Below are 18,187 nucleotides of genomic sequence, written 5' to 3' on the forward strand. Positions count from 1 at the left end.
TTAACCAAACTTGCAACACCTGAGAAACGAAACGTACTTGTTTAGAAAACCTGCCAAGGTAAAACGCTAAACTAGCTGTGAACGAAAACCGATTTGCTTTAGAAAGCTAAACTTCGAAGAGCTAAAGAACGCAATTGCAGACTTTACCAGTGCGACCCTTTCTTAGAGTTAACACAAACACAAAAGTACGAAACTACTTATAACCACGATAAACCAAACAGCTTTCAAATTTTTAACGCCGAGCTAAGCGGCAGTTTTTAAGTTGTGGTTTTGTGGAATACTTTGCGCAGCAAACCACGAAAGCGCAACTTAAAAACTGTCCAGCCACCGAAGGTGGCGATGCTTGAGCGACTTGTTAGAGAATTTTTTATTGCGCCATTTGATACCGACAGAGAAACATAATACATAAATTTTTCAGCGATAGTTAAATTTATACATATTGTTTCAACTTGCCAACGATAAAAAGGACTTTCTTCTTCTACCCCTTGCACATTGGGATTGCCAAAACGCGCTTTTAAAATTTCAAAAATTGCTTCCAACTCTACTTTGGCGCTATTGAATTCTTTTTCAGGCTTGTATGTTAAATGGAAAATACCATTTTTGTTATTGTAAGCTTGTACGGAAACGCTCATGCCACCAAAAACCTTTTCATCTGGCCAAAATAATTGTGTAAATTTTTCATGCTTCGGAATCTTCTCACCACCTAAACCTGCTATTTCGTTTAAATTTTTGTACCACGGAACAAGAATCTTTGAGTTCTCCAGATACAAACCTTCAGCTAGACTAATAATTGAATCTTGCATTTCATTTCTCTAACGCCGAGCTAAGCGGCAGTTTTTAAGTTGTGGTTTTGTGGAATACTTTTGCGCAGCAAACCACAAAACTGCGACTTAAAAACTGTCCAGCGCACGAAGTGCGCGATGCTTGAGCGACTTGTTAAAAATTACTTTTGCGCACCCAAAACCAAAAATTTTTCCAAGAACTAAGGATTATTGTCAATTGGAATTTTCTTAATTCCTGATGAAATTAAATTGTAAAGACCCATGAAGAAGAATAGCCATGCAAGTGGAATTATAAATATGAGAGGAACACCGCTAGCAGAACCAACTGTACCATACCATTTAAATAAAAATATTATGGGAATTAAGGGAGAGATTGCAGAGCTAACAATGAAATATGTTATGGCCAAGTCAAACTTCTTATCCGGCGCTTTAGTAACTTCAGACTGTACTTTTTGCTTTCCTTTTTTTGATTTACCTAGGTATATAAATGCCAGCACTATCGGTGCAGGACTACAAAATGCCGCGACACCAATAAACGCAAATATTGAATACAAGATAGAGTCCATTTTCGCTCCTTTTTAACGCCGAGTTCAGCGGCAGTTTTTAAGTTGTGGTTTTATGGAATATTTTTGCGCAGCAAAACCATAAAACCGCGACTTAAAAACTGTCCAGCGCACGAAGTGCGCGAGGCTGGAACGACTTGTTAAGTATTTGATGGTTTGAAAAACGAAAGAATGCGTTTTCAAACTAACAACTACATGTACTCGATTAAAAGTAATACGCCGAAGATTACCGCAATTTTTCTTATTGGCAATAGCCAGAAAAGAGCGCGCACTTTTGGCCAATGCATACTTTTAGAAACTACCCGCCAGTTAATTTAACCAAACTCGCAGCAGCTATGAACCCAAACAGACTTGTTAGTAGCGTGTTGGGCAGCGCGCCGGACTTCCTGTGAACAAATAAGGATTTCGTTTGGAACACAAAACCCCGACGAGCAAAAGAACGTGGCTACAAACTTTTCAAGTGCGACTCTTTCTTAGAGTAAACACAGACACAAAAAATACGACAGCGTTTACGACCACGACAAACCAAAACAAACTCAAATATTTAACGGCGAGTTCAGCGGCAGTTTTTAAGTTGTGGTTTTATGGAACACTTTTGCGCAGCAAAACCATAAAACTGCGACTTAAAAACTGTCCAGCACACGAAGTGTGCGAGCTGCAACGACTTGTTAAGTAGCTTTTTTGCTTGCGAAAATGTTTAATCCAGTAACCAATAATATTGAAAGAACAAAAAATAGTTACAAACCAAGAATTTCAAATTTTAATGATTCAGGTATAGCAACCCATTTTACATTTTTTGAAATTGACAAAATACAAGATTGTTCTTTTGCAGTATTAACTATTTGACTATACCAACGAGCGTAAGACCATTCTTTTGGCTTTGGTGAATATAAACACTTTCGCTCGGGATGCCAAAAAACCTCTTTTGCTTCACGATAAATGAAAGGAAATTCCTTTGATTTAGGCACGAGATAAAGCCTTTCTTCTGAGTCAATTCCGATTTCTATGATTTCGTCACGTTCCATTTTGTGCTACCTGATTTACTTAACGCCGAGTTCAGCGGCAGTTTTTAAGCTGTGGTTTTATGGAATATTTTGCGCAGCAAACCATAAAACCGCGACTTAAAAACTGTCCAGCGCAGGCACGAAGTGCCGGAGCGGAGCTGGAACGAATTGTTATATTTTATGCTCTGCTTTATAAATTAAATTTTTCGATAAGAATAAAAAATGACAATAGATCTGAATACCCAAACCTATAATTGCCGCAACAATTGCCACACCTATTATTATAGAACCACGACCCGCAAAAATAATATAATTATATGCATCTCCCCCCACTATTCCATCTTTGTAACCTAGCTCTTTGAAACCAATATAAATTCCAAAGAACGCCAGACCAACAGCGATGACATAGAATAGAACTGCAAAAAATGCTGCCGTGCTTCCTGACTCTGAAGGCTGACTTTCACTGGAAACACTTTCGTTTTGTTGCTCTTCGCTCACTTCACTTACTCCATTGTTATGTGTAGAAACTTGAATCTAACTCATTTGGTCATTTTCCATAGCACCGCTTACAAACCTCTTTTTCTTGGCCGTTTAGCTTGATGTGATATGTTTTTTGCCTATGCATTGATAGCGGGGATTTACAATAATTGCAGTGAGTGTCTTTTGGCATAAGAAAATACAGCACAGCCAAGATAGGTAAGCCGATAATTCCCAATACAATAATTAAAGGTTCATTTTCACTCATGATGAACTCCGCTAAATATAACGCCGAGCTAAGCGGCAGTTTTTAAGTTGCGGTTTTGTGGAATACTTTTGCGCAGCAAAACCACAAAAATGCGACTTAAAAACTGTCCAGCGCACGTAGTGCGCGGTGCTTGAGCGACTTGTTAAACTTACTTTTTAGGGCAGCCCAAATAGCCATTTCTTTTTAAAAGAGACTGAATTTCTGCTTTTAAACTTGAAACAGCCTCACCATTGCCTTCAAGCCTAACTTCTTCACGTGAATTACTTAGATTGATAGCTATATCTATTTGTTCACAATGAGTACATATTTCTTCAGAATTTGTTTTTGCAGCTTTTAGCTGATTTTCCAGTTCTTGAATTTTAAGATTAGCTATATTTTTCTCAATTTTAACTAGAAATGTGTTTAGTTCAGGTTCACTTACGTGCTTTACAAATTTAACTATTTTTGTTTCGCATTCTGATTTAATCAGAAGGTTGCCAAATTCATCTAAGTATATTTCTAAAGGCAAAGAAGACGCCCAGCTTGATGCGTGAAAATATGAAATAGGAGTGATATTTTCAGCCGAAGCGCTAAATGAAAAAGCCAACAGAATTAAAATTATGTTTCTCATATATTCCCAGTTTAACGCCGAGCTAAGCGGCAGTTTTTAAGTTGCGGTTTTGTGGAATATTTTTGCGCAGCAAAACCACAAAAGCGCGACTTAAAAACTGTCCAGCGCACGAAGTGCGCGATGCTTGAGCGACTTGTTAAATTTTTTGAATTTCACCTGATTCATTTAGAATGGGTTGTGCCCACATGTAAAATTCAGATTTTCCTTCACTCCAAGGCCATAAGCCTTGCGTAGTTGGCCAAATAAGCTGATATGCCGTGAAATTGCTTCCAGCATAGAGCCACAGCGCCCAACCAAAATATTCTTTGTAATGCTTTTTGTCTACCTCAACAAAAGCTACTTCAAAGCCCTCAATAAAGTCAGCGTAGAGGTTACCAGGTGTAAAGGTTTCACCATTTTTAAGCCGAGAACAGTAATTATTTATTATTGAGTGGGCAAGTGTGCTCTTTAAACCAACAACAATTAATTCAGGCTTATTTTGATTCTTATTAATACCAATAGAATATGAAAAACATGGCTGATCTTCACCTTCCATTACATTTAAAACATGACACCCATGCTTTTCAATATCTTCCAGCGCTTTACGATCTCTTTCGTCCATTCGCATTTTCCAATTTAACGCCGAGTTTAGGGGCGCCGTATCACGGCGTCCCAGCACGCAAAGCGTGCGCTCTAGAACGACTTGTTATGGACTTTTGATTTTGACTACTTTTTACACTTTAAATTAAACATTCCAAAACCATTTTTATGGAATTCTTCAAAGCCATTTTTCTCTATGTATTTTTCATTAAACTTGTAAGAATTAGATGCCTGATATTCTATGAGCTGCTTTGTATGTTCTTTAGACTTACCAGCTTTAATTCCTGATTCTATTGCTAATTTTGTGTATTTCTCAGAAAGACGAATAAATTCTACAGTTTGATTACTATATTCCTGACCCTGCTTATTAAAGATTTTTGCAAACGAAGATGATTCGCTTGCGCACATAACATTTTCGAAGTAGCTCGAGCTTATACCGGTCTTAGATTGGGCAACAGGATCAGCTTCTGCTGCTGCATTAATAAAAAACATAAATATAACTAAAGCCCATTTAATGGTTAACATAATTAATTTCTCTATGGATTTCCATAACGCCGAGTTCAGCGGCAGTTTTTAAGTTGTGGTTTTATGGAAACATTTGCGCAGCAAACCATAAAACCGCGACTTAAAAACTGTCCAGCGCAGGCACGAAGTGCCGGAGCGGTGATGCAACGACTTGTTAGCTATTTGGCAATACTACAGGGTAACGCCATTTAGTTTTTTCAAGAAACACTTCTACATATAACTTTTCATAATTTTTAACTTCAGGAAAAGTGAAAACAAAATTAATATTGCCTGCACTGTTTGTTGTAAGCTTTTCCTCTTGTGACACTTGACGAAAATTTTCTTTTACAGTGGAGCATACTAGGCATACAGAGATAACTTCACCTGCCCAAGGTGCACCATTTGGCTTTGATAATTTTATTTGTGCTTCTACAACAACACAACCTGACGGTGACGGAGTGTAGTTAAAAGAAATTTTTGGACTAAAAATTAGATTTGGCCTTAAACCCGCAGCGTATTCCAGCCTCACTTGTTCTAATGATGGGATGTAGCCAGAATCTGCTTCCGTTTCTCCAATGCAACCCCAGCAGTCTCCGCCACAATCAGATGAAAGCGGATCTTCAGAATTTTCTAAAATACGTCCGCAAATACCGCACTTCATATTCACACAATTCCATTTTTGGCTAACAGTTTATTAGATAGCGCCAACTATATAACCCGCAAAATAAAAAGCCAATTAATTTGTAGTTGCGCTGTATAACTCCAGTTAAACGCCTAATCGAGTACAAATAAAACATAGATTAATCAAAAAGTTAAATAACTCTCTGAATTAAATGTGGAGTTATACAGCGGTCACCGCTCCTAATTAATTGCTTTTTATAAAACATGTAACTACACTTGCGATACTGGCTATCCAAACAGGCATTTATTATGGACGATATTCGCACCCCTCTACCAGTTTCACCTACGAAGTTTTTAGACCAAGTCCGCACATTTATCCGTATTGATGGAAAGAGCTATTCCACTGAGAATGTGTATGTTTATTGGATCAAGCAATTCATTTTATTTCACAACAAAGCCCATCCGCGCGACATGGGTAAAAATGAAATCACTGCTTATTTAACTCACCTTTCCGCCACACGGGATGCTTCTGCAAATACGCAAAAGCTTGCGTTGAATGCACTAATGTTTTTATACAATCGCTTTTTACAGCAACCTGTTGAGAAGCTTGAATTCAGATATGCGAAGAAAACAATGCGTACTCCTACGGTATTTACGCATGCAGAGGCATTAAACATTATTAACAATATTGTCATGCCTTATAAGCTGATGGCGCAGCTTATGTATGGTGGAGGCCTCCGCGTTAATGAGGTGTTACGCTTACGTGTTAAGGATGTGGATTTTTCAATGGGATATATTGTTATTCGGGACGGCAAGGGCTTTAAAGATCGAACGACCTTGTTACCTAAAAGTGTTATTCCCGATTTACAACAGCAAGTTAAGATAGTTGAAAACCTATTGGCCTTTGATAAGTCCACTGGCGTTAGCGGCGTTTACATGCCCAACCTACTTGAAAAAAAATATCCCTCCGCCGGCCACTCATTGGGCTGGCAGTTTTTATTTCCCAGCCAGGATCTCAGTAGAGATCCTCGGAGCGATGCTATTCGCAGACACCATGTTTATCCTACTACGATTCAAACTCACGTTAAGCAAGCAATAAAAAAAGCCAATATTCACAAACAAGCCAGTTGCCACACCTTTCGCCATTCATTTGCAACGCGTTTATTGCAGGCCAAGTATGATTTAAAGCAAATCCAGACACTAATGGGACATACAGATATTCGTACCACAGAAATTTATTTGCATGTGCTGGACGAACTTGGCGATAAAGTTAAAAGCCCACTCGATTGAGAAACTTGCCGCACAAAGTAAAAAGCCCGCAAAAGGCGGGCTTTTTTATAAACTAATTAAGCTTTACTTTTTTGGCGTTAAACGCAAGACAATAACATCATGCGCTGGAATGGTTTGAGTGAAGGCGTTTTGGGTATCGCCTTTGGCGCCGGTCCAAACATTTTTCCAGTTGAAGAATTGTTTTTCAAAATAAATTTCTGTTTTGAAAAGATCGTCTTTTAGATAATGATCTTTCCAAACATGTTTTAACGATTTAGCCGAGTCTGAGCGATTCAAAAAAAGGATAGCCAATTCGCCATTCTCAAGCGGTTTGGCGAAAACTTCCAAGTCACCTTCGTCTAACCATTTTTGCGCCTGGATACCTAATTTATCCTGATTGATTGCAATCATTTCTTTATTAGTGAGAATTTTACGAGTGCGGTCTGACATACTGCGCAAATCATTACCAGCAATTAAAGGTGATGCCATGATTGCCCAAAGCGAAAAGTGTGAACGATCTTCGCTTTCGCTCATACCGTTACCTACTTCCATCATGTCCATGTCGTTCCAGTGGCCGGGACCGGCAAATTTACGCAAACCAGCTTGCTTGTCTAAAATGGGCAAGACACCCCATGATGACCATGAACCATGGTTGTGTTCGCAATTCCAGCAGGGATAGATATCACCAGTGGTGCGCCATGAATGGCCAATATCTTTTGCCCAATCCCACGGCTTATTATCGCCCCATTCGCAAATGCTGAATAAAATTGGGCGGCCTGCTTTTTTAATGGCGTCGCGCATGGTGGTGTAGGCTTGCTCTGCGTTAATACCTTTGGTGTCACACCAATCGTATTTCACGTAGTCGATGCCCCAGTTCGCGTAGGTAATCGCATCCTGATATTCATGGCCCCGGCTACCAGGGCGACCGCCGCAGGTTTTTCCACCGGCATCTGAATAAATACCAATTTTTAGACCTTTGCTATGCACGTAATCTGCAAGCGCTTTAATGCCTGATGGGAAGTGAGTTTTATCGGCCTGGATAAAACCTTGTGCATCGCGCTCGCCGTGCCAGCAATCGTCGATATTAATATATTCGTAACCCGCATCCTTCATACCGGTTTTGACCATGGTGTCAGCCATATCACGAATCATTTGCTCATTAATTTCACACCCAAATGTATTCCAACTGTTCCAACCCATTTGCGGAGTTTTGGCTAGCTCGTCAAATTTTTGCGCGTGAACTTGTACGGCTAACAGAAAGCCCGCACAGAGCGCGAGCAGATAAGATATTTTTTTGTTCATAACAAAACCTTTTATTTTTTAATGTCAGGAGTCAAATAGCATTTTATTGAAGAAGGGAGTCGTCCTCCTCGCAAAGCGGAAATCCAGTTGTTAACAGACTAAAATCAAAAGCTGGATCCCCGCTTCGCGAGGATGACGATTCCCATATAAAATTTTTCAGCAAAAACCCTGTATGACTAATCATATAAATTATTTTTCTGCCAAAAAAACTGCAACCTAAATTGCAGTTTTTAACGCTTATATCTATTTGCAACGGAAGTGCAAGACAAAATTAGAAACAAAAAGCGGACGCCTACATGGATGTAGGTGGTAGAGCAACGCAGGAGCAGTTGCCGAGTCTCATAAGCAAATCACTTACCACATCCATGTGGTTCACCCAAAGGGCAGCTTCGCTGTGTAAATTGCTCCTGCAATTTATGAGCATTTTTGTTTCTAATTTTAACGCCGCAATTCCTAAGCAAATTTATTTTGGTATTGCGTGCATTTTGTCGGCGTATTCTTTAATGATTAAGATAGTCGAAATATCTGAATCAAAAATTCCATACATGCCCTGCTCTTCTTGCGGTGGATCACCCATAAAGTCATCACCGGTTTGCCACCAGTAATTTGCACGGGTAGTGCGCGCAGAACCATTCCATGCCCAGAAGTTGTAACCCGCAATGGCTTCACCTGCTTTTACGCGGTTATACAAGGTATCGAAAACGATGCGATAAAATTTGTCGCGATAGTGAGTAGTGGCCTTGATATCGTAAGAACCGAAATCGCGATCCAAGCCAAACTCTTCCAACACCAAGGGCTTGTTTACTTTTTTCGCGATGTCGATATGCACATTTAAATATTCGTTTGCTTTTGCCAAACCTGCATCCCAGGTTTCTGCTGGTTTGGCTTTATCAAACCAGCCCCAGTTTCTAATCCACATATGATAAGTCATGTAATTAATGTAAGGCGAAGCGTGTGCATCACTATACAATTTTTCATCATTGTTAGATCCCATTAAACCTTCACTGCCTGTGCTCACCATGTGATTAGGGTCAAGCGAGTGAATATATTTTGCAGTGTCGTTAATCCACTTTACGTAAATTTCTTTTTCTTTGGCAGATGCTTTTGAATTGCCGGCACGAGGCTCGTTCGCCAATTGCCATGAAAGAATTGATGGATCATTAATGTAGGATTTACCTGTCACGGTATTAACACGTGTTACAATTTTTTTAATGGTTTTGCGCCATTCGGTTTGGGCTTTTTTGCTTTGATAGAAGCTGGCAGATTTTGCCATAAAACCTTCCCAATCTTTGGTGACGTTAGGATCTTGCGCAGGAGTGCCCTCAATCCAACTCATATATTGAGTCATACCGCCCGACCACTGCCAAAAGTTATTCAAATAGATAACCGCAGAAATATCGCGCTTGGCAATTTCTGCCATAAAGAAATCCAAACCAGCCAAAAGCTCTTCATTGTGATCACCGAAGCCGTTGGTAGTTGCGGGATGAACAGCGCTGTTATGCTCAGCTTTTTCTGACACAGCCAACACACGAATGTTATTAATGCCCAGTAATTTTAAATTATCGAGTTCTTTAACAAGCCTTGCTCTATCGCCAACTTTACCTGATGAACCCAAATAGCCGCCGTACCACATATTGGTACCCACCACATAATAATTTTTACCTTTCACAGAAAGGTGCGCACCATTGGTGGTAAAAAAATCAGCCTTATTAACGGCATCGACTTTTTTGTTATCGGCAGCGAAAGTCAGACTCGCCACACAAAACAGCAAGGCAGCTGCGCATCTACTAATAATTTTTTTCATAATGTCTCCTCGCATAATTTGCTCGCATGTTAATGCAAGTGGAATTTTGATACTTTTTCTAAACACGTTTAACTGCGCTTTTGATAAAAAATCACTATAGGGAGCTAGTCAAATTTTAATAAAAGATGCTGTGCGGTATTGTTTATTTTTCTTATCATTAAGACCTTTGGCGTTTTTATAATATCTTTGCCAAATAATTTATCCCTTCCATCATGGCGCGACCATTATGGTAAGGGCACTTCCAAAAACCAACTTTGTAATAAGGTGGAACTTGCGGCCCATTAACACTTGCCGACCAAAACCATTCCCCGTGCTCTTTGTCAATTTGGTAGCGCTTAATAAACTCCCAAATATTTTCTGCTGCACTGCAATATTTTTGCTCACCTGATTCGCTGTAGGCAAATAAAAATCCGACTAAAGCTTCTGCTTGCACCCACCACACTATATCGGGCAAATAGGTTTTGCTCGCAAAGTCGTAAGCGTCAATCACATGGCCGTGCGCACCTACCCCTTCCTTCAAGGTAACATCGGCAATTTTCACCAACTCAGGCATTAATGCTTGGGTATAATCTGTGTCGCCCAAAGATTCCAGGGCTTTTGCAATTAACCAACTCGCTTCAATATCATGCCCATAAGTGAAGCCGGGGGAATGATCTTTCCAATCATGATCCATAAACATACGCAAATGACTGGTTTTTTTATCAATAATATATTTATCAAAAAGCTCAATGTTATAACGCAAAGCCGCACTAATTTTTTCAGTCGGATGAACTTTATTGAGCGTTGTATAGGCCTCCAACACATGTAAATGGGTATTTTGTGATTTTGGAAAATTCAAATCTTTTTCACTTAAACGCAAATCATCCATTACTCCCCAGCTGCGGGTAAATGCTTCAAGATAACCCTCACACTGGCGATCAATCGTTTTTGATTCCAGCAATTCAAAACAATTCAGAGCATAGGCAAGAGCTTGCTCATCTTGCGTTAAATGATAATAAGCAGTGAGCGCATAAATAGTAAAAGCCTGGGCGTAGACTTGTTTCTTGGTGTTTATGGGATTGCCGAGCGAATCCAGCTCCCAATAGACACCGCCATGCTCGTCATCAAAAAAATAATTGACGATGTAATCATAAGCTCGCTTGGCCGCATGGCGGCATTCAGTAGCTTTGGAGTCAATTGAGCCCAGGGATACTGCTGCCTCGCTAAAAAACCACAAGATGCGCGCATTTAAAATAATGCCTTTGCTGGCATCTTTCACGGGCAAATTATTTTCACTGACCTCGCCAAAAAATCCGCCATGCTCGCGATCAATAGTATTGGCTAACCACCAATCAGCTATGGCAATTAATTCTTCGCGAAATTCAAATTGCAGCGCTGATAAACGGCTAGTGACACTCGCAACACTCATTGTTAATTACACCAAATCTTTTAGGATTTTTAAATTTGCACTAATTAACTCATTGCGCACCGCCACCGATGCCGCGGAACGCAAACCGTCTTCTGGCGTGTTTTTACAGTAATCAATTAATTTTTCTACTGTTGAAGTCGCCACGTGCATGCGCGTATCGGATGAGGCGTAATAAATAAAAACTTCATTTTTTTCATTCACAATCCAACCGTTGGCAAAAGCAACGTTGGAAACATCGCCTACGCGCTCTGCACCATGCGGTGCAATAAAGTGACCGGCAGGACTGTGCGAAACCACCCAGGGGCGTTCTAGTTCCGTCATAAACATATAAAGCGTGTAGCGCAAACCGGCAGCAGTGTTGCGCACGCCATGGGCCAAGTTCAACCAACCTTCTGCTGTTTTAATAGGCGCTGGGCCCTGGCCGTTTTTCACTTCTTTAATGGTGTGATAAACCTTTCCATCTACAATCACTTCTGATTTCACTTCGGCGCGGGTCATGTCATCAACCAAGCCCCAACCTATTCCACCGCCGCCACCGACACTGATAAAGCCATCTTGCGGGCGCGTGAACAAACCATATTTTCCATCGATAAATTCAGGATGCAAAACTACGTTGCGCTGTTGACCAGAATAAGTGATCAAATCCGGCAAACGCTCCCACACAACTAAATCTTTTGTGCGTGCGATTCCGCATTGCGCTTCTGCTGCGGAAGTATCATCAGGGCGCGTTAAATCTTTTCGCTCGGTGCAGAACAAACCGTAAATCCATCCATCTTCATGCGCAGTTAAACGCATATCGTAAACGTTGGTATCTGGACGATCTGTTTCTGGCATGGTGATTGGATAATCCCAAAAACGGAAATTGTCGATACCATTTGGGCTTTCAGCAATTGCAAAAAATGATTTGCGATCAACGCCTTCAACACGCACCGCCAAAACATATTTTCCCTTCCAGTAGATAGCGCCGGAATTAAACGCGGCGTTCATACTCTGACGCTCCATTAAAAATGGATTGGTTTTTTCATTTAAATCGTAGCGCCAAAAAATGGGAGCATGCTCAGCCGTAAGGATTGGGTTTTCATAGCAAGTGTAAATGCCATTACCATTTTCTTTAGGCGTATTTTTTTTTGTTATCAGCGCCTCATGTTGTGCGAGTAAAGCTTTCGCCTTTTGTTTAAATTCTGTCATTGGAAATCCCCATTGCTTAGCTATGCGCAGTTCTTTATTAATCGCCTGCGCTTGTAAATATTTTTTGCAAACACAATTGCGCTTGCTTTAGTTTAATTGCAGACCGATTGCCGTTTTATAAAACCGCTTTCGGTCAAGATTTTTTAATCAAATGCGCATCATTGGTACCCACCAACAATTCGTTGGGTACATCTGCAGGATAATCTTGCAAATGTTGATACCAATTTTTCCACAAGAATAAAGTCCCTAGCGCAGCTACGCCCATGCACAGTGCGAACTCGGTGTAGTAATGAATAACCAGGAAAATCGGCGCAGCCACCAAACTGGTTTGCCATACAATCCCCACAACTACATTCACCATATCGCGCAGGAAGTTGGTATTTTTTTGCAGCGCAGGATGATCTTGCAAACAGGCATCATGCACAGGTTTCCAGAAGCCCCATGGGCGAACTTTTAAATAGAATTTTTTCAAGATCGCCATATCAGTAGGCGCAGTCACCAAAGACGCCACCACACAAGTGATTAAGCAAACAACGAACAACCATGGGAATGCATAGATGAAATCAACTTTTTCCAATTGCAGACCAAACAGGTTCAAGCCATGCGCAACTGCGATGTTGGCTTCAGGTATCGCCAAGGCTAAGGCCAATACAATACCGACTGCCATGCCATAGAAATAACCGTAAGCATTGAATCGCCACCAGTACCACTTGAGCACGTTGGATGCGGTGTAGCCGCCATACAAACCACTTACAATCCACTGCAAGACTGTGTTCACGCTTGGGATGTAAAAACCGAGGGCAACACCCGTAACAATAAATATCAGCGAAACAACGTAGCTCAAGTACACATAACGCTTGGGGTGCGCGTTGGGGTTGATGTAGCGCTTGTAAATATCATTCACAACATAAGCTGGCGCCGCGTTAACGGTAGCTGCAAAGTTGGACATAAATGCGGCGAGCAAACCGGCAATTAATAAACCGAGCAAACCGCTGGGAATATAATTTTTCAACACGAAAGGCAGGATTTGCTCGAAGTCTACATTCGGGCCCATAGCCTTCAAATCCGTCATAAAGAAAGCGAGCGCCAATACGGTCAAACCAGCGATCAACATGTAACGCGGGAACATTAAGACTACAGTTACAAAGCCACTCATTTTTGCGGCGTCGCGCGGCGATTGGGTGGAGAGCACGCGCTGCATATCGTAATTCGGTGCAGGGCCAGCAAGGCTCAACAACACACCTTTAAACAACATGAGCATAAAGAAAATACCAAACAACGAATAACCATCGGCAGCAATTTTTTGGTTGGCAGCATCAAACCGGCCAGCCCAGTCCACATTTACATGCCAGTTAATTGCCAAACTGTCCCAACCTGCTGGCACCACCGCCGCAAGCATTTCGGGCGATACGCTGTTCATCGCAATAATACCCACACCTATACTCGCAATTGTGGTCACAATAAATTGGAAGACTTCGGTAAACACCACCGAGAACATGCCGCCTTTGATGATGTAAAAAGTGGTGATGGCGGTCATGCCCAAGCCGTAATAGACATCGTTCATGTGCGGATCATCGGAGAGCTTCCAAGGGAAAAATACCGAGGCAAATTTTCCGATTCCGATAAAGCCATAAGCGAGAAAGCCGATCACACCCACGAGCGCAAAAGCCACCACAATAATATTGGATAGGCGCGCACCGCGGTCATCGCCAAAGCGGAAAATAATCCATTCAGCACCCGTCATAACGCCCGAGCGGCGCAACCAGGTAGCAAGGAATACCATCAGGAAAATCTGGTTAAAGGTGGGCCAAAGCCAGGGGATGTAGACGCTCGACAAACCGTAAACGAACAACAGATAAACCAACCACATGGTGCCCGAAATATCGAACATACCCGAGGCATTGGACAGGCCGAGCATGTACCACTTGAGCTTGTTACCACCGAGGAAGTAGCTATTAATGTCTTTGGATGCACGGGCCGAAACCCAGAAACCTACACAGACCGTCGAGCAAATAAACGCAATCACGATCAGGATATCGAGCAAGGGGAGATTCATCGTATTTTCCACTTATTATGTTTTGTCCCACAGGGATTTTATAAAGGGCTGCATTCAGGAAAGCCCGGGCTGGCACGGCTAATAAAGTGCCAAACCGGAAGATCATGCCTAGCGTGTAAAGTTTGTTCAACTAAATCGGTTACATCTTTACAAAAATAGATCTTCCCGCAGCCCACTTGGTTTATAGATCCCTTAAAAGGTAAAGCCAAATCAGAAGATGCATAATGTAATCGGTTACAGTTAAAATTACCAGCTAAATTCAATGGCATGGCGTAAATATTCTTTGTAGACGCCCTGTATTTACATCACCAGAAAGCTTATTGTTACACTCTTCTGTTGACGCTCGCCTGTTTTGCACTTCACTCGAACGGCTGGAAAAATGACTTCCGGCAGTGCAAACAGGAACCGTCAACAGCCCTGGCAAACAACTATAACTCACCACTAAAAAGAGACAGATTATGTCCAGCATCCGCGATGTCGCCCGCTTGGCCGGAGTTTCCGTAGCCACCGTTTCCCGCGCACTTAGCATGCCTGAAAAAGTATCCAGCGATAGCTTGGCTAAAGTCCACACCGCTATTGCACAGGTTGGCTATAAACCCAATATGCTCGCACGCAACTTTAGGTCTGCCCGCTCTTATGCGGTAGTTGTGTTGGTGCCAGATATCGCCAACCCCTTTTATTCGCTATTTATTCGCGCCCTTGAAGACCGCGCACAACAAAAAGGCTACGCGGTATTGCTGGGTGATACCCGCGGCACCACCGAACGCGAAATCGAATATATTCGCCGCGTGGAAACACGTTTGGCGGATGGCATCATCCAACTGCGCCCCAGCTCTGAGAAAAGCCAAAACAATATCCCATCGGATATCCCCTGCGTGAACGCTTGCGGCTGTGAATACACCACCGGCCCGGCCATCCGTATCGACAATCGCAGCGCAGCCAAAACCATGGTGGATTATTTGATATCCCTGGGCCACAGACGTATTGGCGTTATCTCTGGCCTTAAAGATAACCCGCACACAGTGGATCGCCTTGAAGGTTACAAAGACGCAATACGCGGTGCCGGTATTGAGTTTGATCGGGATTTGATTGCAGAGGGCGATTTCACCATGTGGTCAGGCCTCAATGCTGCCTTCCAGTTCTGCAATATGAAAAACCGCCCCACGGCTATTTTTTCAATGAATGATGAAATGGCAATTGGCGCTATGCAAACCCTGAAAGCACAGGGAATTCGCATTCCGGAAGATATGTCAGTGACCGGCTTTGACGATATCGCCTACGCCAAATATTGCGACCCCAGCTTAACCACAATCTCCCAACCTGCTGAAGAGATGGGCAAGATGGCGATGGATATGTTGTTGCGAATTATTGAAGGCGAACCGCTCAGCCAAACCGAATGTATTTTGCCAACGGAATTTATTATTCGTAAAAGCACGGCGCCGGTTAAGGCGTAAACTTTTCGAGATCTGCAAAATAAAAAAGGGGCGACAGCCCCTTTTTGCTATTAATACCCGCCACACAAACTTTTTACCGGGGGTCGTCATCCTCGCGCAAGCGGGGATCACGATTCCCTATTTTAATGGGTGCGGCAGGTTACTTGCTGTAAACACCATTACAGTGATCAATCAATTCCACCGCCGCCACAATCAAATGATAAAGCGTACTTGCGGGCGCAACATCTACCACGATTTCATCATTAGCACCGCGTTGATCCACATAAGACCCCGGTGTGCTAGCGCATAAATAATAAGTGAAAAGATCATCAACACCTTTAATGGCGATAGCTTCTGCCTTGGGGTTTCCCGCGCGAATTTGGACGAGGCTGGCTTTGATTAATTCGGTAATGCCCCAGCAGCGTTTTTTGGGGTCTATGACGCGACCATCGGGAGCGACTGCATCAAACAATAAGCCGGATTTATCCATACCGATTTGCAGGCCTTTCTCGTAGAGCGCTTTGGTGTAGTGCGCCACGGGGCGGCCGCTGCGGCGACTATACCAATCGAGCAACCAAACCCATTCCATCATATGGCCGGGCTCAACCACTTCACCTTTGGCATCTGCACAAAGCGTCCAATCATCTTCAAAGAATTCAAACAGGACTTGTTTTTCTGCATCGAAAAAATGGCTTTGGAACAGTGCAAATAATTCGCCTACGCGCGCCAGCCATTTGGCATTGCCCGTCGCATCATAGAGTGCAAGAAAAGCTTCGAATAAATGCATGTGCGGGTTTTGGCGGCGACACACGTATTTATAATCACCCTCAATCCAACCACCTACGGCAGAGCCAAATTTTGCATCCAAATGCGCGACCAGATTCTCTGCTTCAGCGAGAGCATTTTTATCGCCCCAAACGCGGTACACCCAAGCGTTAGCGAGAAGGAAAAATGCGTGGTCGTAGAGATCCTGTTTGATATCGACTACGTGATAACTTTTATCCAAAAGATGGGTATAGCCACCACCAGCCGAAGGATGTGCAGCATGGGTTTGTACAAAAGCCAAAAGACGTTGGGCAACGGATTTACCACTATCGCACCAACCACGATCAGCAGCTTGCGCAAAGAAAAATGCCTGACGCGCCTGCACCCGAACACGCACACTCGACTCGAAATCAACCTCGCCATTGGGCAGTAAACGCTCATAGTTAACGCCGTTTCCAGGGTTTATACCGCGGGCTAGCCAGAGGGGAATTGCGTCGTTTTTAATCCAGTTTTCCAGGCGTTGCGCCTGAGCTTTAAGCTGTGCAGACATGGAGTTTCCTTAAGCAGAGTTGAATCGATATGGGACAGAACTATACCCATAAACGAAGGGCAAGTTAATTAAAAGCATGGCATGTTGAATTTTTTGGCGGATTTTTCCCATAAAAAACCCCGGCAAGCCGGGGCAACAAAAACAAACAGCGGGCTAACACCAGCATGAGCATCACAAGGATGCAATCGATAACTTATTCCAGTACTTGACCAAAGAAGTAATCGATTATTCATTGAAAAATATTAAAATCAATGAACTGGTTCGAGCATATTGCCAAAAAATGTAACCGATTACAATTGATCCTTGGATTTTATTAACAATTTAAACTTGTCGAGAAGATAGCAAGGGCTGGGAATAGAAATGGCATAAAGCAAAAAAAGGGGCCTAAGCCCCTTTAAATCATTAAGCACTGAGGCTTATTTAGCCAAAGCATCATCAATCGCCTTTTTCAAACTATCAGCATCTGGCTCGGTCATGCTGCCAAAGTGTTGGATCACCTTGCCATCTTTACCCACCAGATATTTATTGAAATTCCATTTTGGTTCGCCTGATTCTGCACCCAAATATTTAAACAAGGTGTTCGCCTCAGGACCTTTAACTTTGGTGGGCGCCAACATGGTGAAGGTCACACCGAAGTTCTTAAAGCAAATGCCCGCTGCATTGCCTTCGTCTTTGTCTTCCTGGTTAAAGTCATCGCTCGCAAAACCAACAATCACTAAACCCTTATCTTTGTAGCGTTTATGTAAAGCTTCCAAGCCTTTGAACTGCTTGGCAAATCCACAATGGCTAGCTGTGTTGACGACCAAAGTCACTTTATTTTCAACCAGGCTGCACAGGTTAAGCGACTCGGTAGAATGTAATTTGCGATACTCGCCTTGAAGCTGTGGCTCACAAGCAGCAAATGCGGTGGATGAGAGTAGCCCCATAAAGACGGCTCCTAATAACAGGCTTAGCGATTTCATAATTGCCCCCGATTAAAAAGCATTGGTTGATTTGAAGATTTA

18 protein-coding genes are annotated in these 18,187 nt (G+C 42.4%); 2 read left to right on the forward strand and 16 right to left on the reverse strand.

What is annotated here, in order from left to right; all coding sequences use genetic code 11:
- Nucleotides 1–257: 257 nt before the first annotated feature.
- The 9 genes from IE104_RS18185 to IE104_RS18225 all read right to left on the reverse strand — a co-directional run bounded on the left by IE104_RS18185 (nt 258) and on the right by IE104_RS18225 (nt 5,454).
- Nucleotides 258–803, reverse strand: a complete 546-nt coding sequence (locus IE104_RS18185) for a hypothetical protein (protein ID WP_189421209.1) — start codon at nt 801–803, stop codon at nt 258–260.
- A 179-nt stretch (nt 804–982) separates the two neighbouring features.
- Entirely contained in the window at nt 983–1,348 is a 366-nt protein-coding gene (locus IE104_RS18190) for a hypothetical protein (RefSeq protein ID WP_189421211.1), read from the reverse strand.
- Between the two features lie 734 nt (nt 1,349–2,082).
- Nucleotides 2,083–2,370, reverse strand: a complete 288-nt coding sequence (locus IE104_RS18195; protein WP_189421213.1) for a hypothetical protein — start codon at nt 2,368–2,370, stop codon at nt 2,083–2,085.
- Nucleotides 2,371–2,520: 150 nt separating this feature from the next.
- Nucleotides 2,521–2,847 (reverse strand): hypothetical protein, encoded by a 327-nt coding sequence (locus tag IE104_RS18200; protein ID WP_189421214.1) that lies wholly within the window; start codon nt 2,845–2,847, stop codon nt 2,521–2,523.
- Nucleotides 2,848–2,896: 49 nt separating this feature from the next.
- Complete coding sequence (locus IE104_RS18205; protein WP_189421217.1) at nt 2,897–3,094, reverse strand: hypothetical protein; 198 nt, start codon at nt 3,092–3,094, stop codon at nt 2,897–2,899.
- Between the two features lie 148 nt (nt 3,095–3,242).
- Nucleotides 3,243–3,704, reverse strand: a complete 462-nt coding sequence (locus IE104_RS18210) for a hypothetical protein (RefSeq protein ID WP_189421219.1) — start codon at nt 3,702–3,704, stop codon at nt 3,243–3,245.
- Between the two features lie 136 nt (nt 3,705–3,840).
- Complete coding sequence (locus IE104_RS18215; protein ID WP_189421221.1) at nt 3,841–4,305, reverse strand: DUF4262 domain-containing protein; 465 nt, start codon at nt 4,303–4,305, stop codon at nt 3,841–3,843.
- A gap of 104 nt (nt 4,306–4,409) precedes the next feature.
- Entirely contained in the window at nt 4,410–4,808 is a 399-nt protein-coding gene (locus IE104_RS18220) for a hypothetical protein (RefSeq protein ID WP_189421223.1), read from the reverse strand.
- A 154-nt stretch (nt 4,809–4,962) separates the two neighbouring features.
- Complete coding sequence (locus IE104_RS18225) at nt 4,963–5,454, reverse strand: hypothetical protein (protein ID WP_189421225.1); 492 nt, start codon at nt 5,452–5,454, stop codon at nt 4,963–4,965.
- A gap of 263 nt (nt 5,455–5,717) precedes the next feature.
- Here IE104_RS18225 and IE104_RS18230 point away from each other — a divergent pair, with 263 nt between their 5' ends.
- Nucleotides 5,718–6,698 carry an integron integrase gene (locus IE104_RS18230; RefSeq protein WP_189421226.1) on the forward strand — a complete coding sequence of 327 codons (981 nt, stop codon included), beginning with the start codon at nt 5,718–5,720 and terminating at the stop codon, nt 6,696–6,698.
- 63 nt (nt 6,699–6,761) lie between these two features.
- Here the strand turns inward: IE104_RS18230 and IE104_RS18235 are convergent, their stop codons facing one another.
- From IE104_RS18235 to IE104_RS18255, 5 genes are all read right to left on the reverse strand, one after another.
- The gene (locus IE104_RS18235) at nt 6,762–7,979 is read right to left on the reverse strand and encodes a glycoside hydrolase family 27 protein (RefSeq protein WP_189421228.1); all 1,218 of its coding nucleotides are present in this window, start codon (nt 7,977–7,979) and stop codon (nt 6,762–6,764) included.
- 463 nt (nt 7,980–8,442) lie between these two features.
- Nucleotides 8,443–9,783, reverse strand: a complete 1,341-nt coding sequence (locus IE104_RS18240) for a glycoside hydrolase 5 family protein (protein ID WP_189421230.1) — start codon at nt 9,781–9,783, stop codon at nt 8,443–8,445.
- 175 nt (nt 9,784–9,958) lie between these two features.
- Nucleotides 9,959–11,191, reverse strand: a complete 1,233-nt coding sequence (gene epiA, locus IE104_RS18245; RefSeq protein ID WP_189421232.1) for a cellobiose 2-epimerase EpiA — start codon at nt 11,189–11,191, stop codon at nt 9,959–9,961.
- A 6-nt stretch (nt 11,192–11,197) separates the two neighbouring features.
- Nucleotides 11,198–12,379: a 4-O-beta-d-mannosyl-d-glucose phosphorylase Mgp130 gene (mgp130, locus tag IE104_RS18250; RefSeq protein ID WP_189421234.1), complete on the reverse strand. Its 1,182-nt coding sequence runs from the start codon at nt 12,377–12,379 to the stop codon at nt 11,198–11,200.
- 133 nt (nt 12,380–12,512) lie between these two features.
- A complete protein-coding gene (locus IE104_RS18255; RefSeq protein WP_189421236.1) occupies nt 12,513–14,435 on the reverse strand; it encodes a sodium:solute symporter family protein in 1,923 nt (640 codons plus the stop codon).
- A gap of 458 nt (nt 14,436–14,893) precedes the next feature.
- On the opposite strand from IE104_RS18255, the gene IE104_RS18260 reads away from it, so the two are divergent.
- Complete coding sequence (locus tag IE104_RS18260) at nt 14,894–15,889, forward strand: LacI family DNA-binding transcriptional regulator (RefSeq protein ID WP_189421238.1); 996 nt, start codon at nt 14,894–14,896, stop codon at nt 15,887–15,889.
- Nucleotides 15,890–16,028: 139 nt separating this feature from the next.
- Here IE104_RS18260 and IE104_RS18265 read toward each other — a convergent pair whose 3' ends face one another.
- Both IE104_RS18265 and IE104_RS18270 read right to left on the reverse strand, forming a co-directional pair.
- On the reverse strand, nt 16,029–17,183 hold the full coding sequence (locus IE104_RS18265) for an AGE family epimerase/isomerase (RefSeq protein ID WP_189421240.1): 1,155 nt from the start codon (nt 17,181–17,183) through the stop codon (nt 16,029–16,031).
- Nucleotides 17,184–17,599: 416 nt separating this feature from the next.
- Nucleotides 17,600–18,109 carry a glutathione peroxidase gene (locus IE104_RS18270; protein ID WP_229838128.1) on the reverse strand — a complete coding sequence of 170 codons (510 nt, stop codon included), beginning with the start codon at nt 18,107–18,109 and terminating at the stop codon, nt 17,600–17,602.
- Nucleotides 18,110–18,187: the final 78 nt, after the last annotated feature.

Origin of the sequence: Cellvibrio zantedeschiae, from assembly GCF_014652535.1 — a bacterium.
Taxonomy (GTDB): Bacteria; Pseudomonadota; Gammaproteobacteria; order Pseudomonadales; family Cellvibrionaceae; genus Cellvibrio; species Cellvibrio zantedeschiae.

What these genes read in the sequence shown, in the direction of transcription:
- IE104_RS18185 (WP_189421209.1), bottom strand. Translation starts at nt 803, where the DNA reads ATGCAAGATTCAATTATTAGTCTAGCTGAAGGTTTGTATCTGGAGAAC.
- IE104_RS18190 (WP_189421211.1), bottom strand. Translation starts at nt 1,348, where the DNA reads ATGGACTCTATCTTGTATTCAATATTTGCGTTTATTGGTGTCGCGGCA.
- epiA (WP_189421232.1), bottom strand. Translation starts at nt 11,191, where the DNA reads ATGAGTGTTGCGAGTGTCACTAGCCGTTTATCAGCGCTGCAATTTGAA.
- IE104_RS18230 (WP_189421226.1), top strand. Translation starts at nt 5,718, where the DNA reads ATGGACGATATTCGCACCCCTCTACCAGTTTCACCTACGAAGTTTTTA.
- IE104_RS18235 (WP_189421228.1), bottom strand. Translation starts at nt 7,979, where the DNA reads ATGAACAAAAAAATATCTTATCTGCTCGCGCTCTGTGCGGGCTTTCTG.
- IE104_RS18255 (WP_189421236.1), bottom strand. Translation starts at nt 14,435, where the DNA reads ATGAATCTCCCCTTGCTCGATATCCTGATCGTGATTGCGTTTATTTGC.
- IE104_RS18195 (WP_189421213.1), bottom strand. Translation starts at nt 2,370, where the DNA reads ATGGAACGTGACGAAATCATAGAAATCGGAATTGACTCAGAAGAAAGG.
- IE104_RS18210 (WP_189421219.1), bottom strand. Translation starts at nt 3,704, where the DNA reads ATGAGAAACATAATTTTAATTCTGTTGGCTTTTTCATTTAGCGCTTCG.
- IE104_RS18240 (WP_189421230.1), bottom strand. Translation starts at nt 9,783, where the DNA reads ATGAAAAAAATTATTAGTAGATGCGCAGCTGCCTTGCTGTTTTGTGTG.
- IE104_RS18265 (WP_189421240.1), bottom strand. Translation starts at nt 17,183, where the DNA reads ATGTCTGCACAGCTTAAAGCTCAGGCGCAACGCCTGGAAAACTGGATT.
- IE104_RS18220 (WP_189421223.1), bottom strand. Translation starts at nt 4,808, where the DNA reads ATGTTAACCATTAAATGGGCTTTAGTTATATTTATGTTTTTTATTAAT.
- IE104_RS18205 (WP_189421217.1), bottom strand. Translation starts at nt 3,094, where the DNA reads ATGAGTGAAAATGAACCTTTAATTATTGTATTGGGAATTATCGGCTTA.
- IE104_RS18270 (WP_229838128.1), bottom strand. Translation starts at nt 18,109, where the DNA reads ATGGGGCTACTCTCATCCACCGCATTTGCTGCTTGTGAGCCACAGCTT.
- mgp130 (WP_189421234.1), bottom strand. Translation starts at nt 12,379, where the DNA reads ATGACAGAATTTAAACAAAAGGCGAAAGCTTTACTCGCACAACATGAG.
- IE104_RS18260 (WP_189421238.1), top strand. Translation starts at nt 14,894, where the DNA reads ATGTCCAGCATCCGCGATGTCGCCCGCTTGGCCGGAGTTTCCGTAGCC.
- IE104_RS18215 (WP_189421221.1), bottom strand. Translation starts at nt 4,305, where the DNA reads ATGGACGAAAGAGATCGTAAAGCGCTGGAAGATATTGAAAAGCATGGG.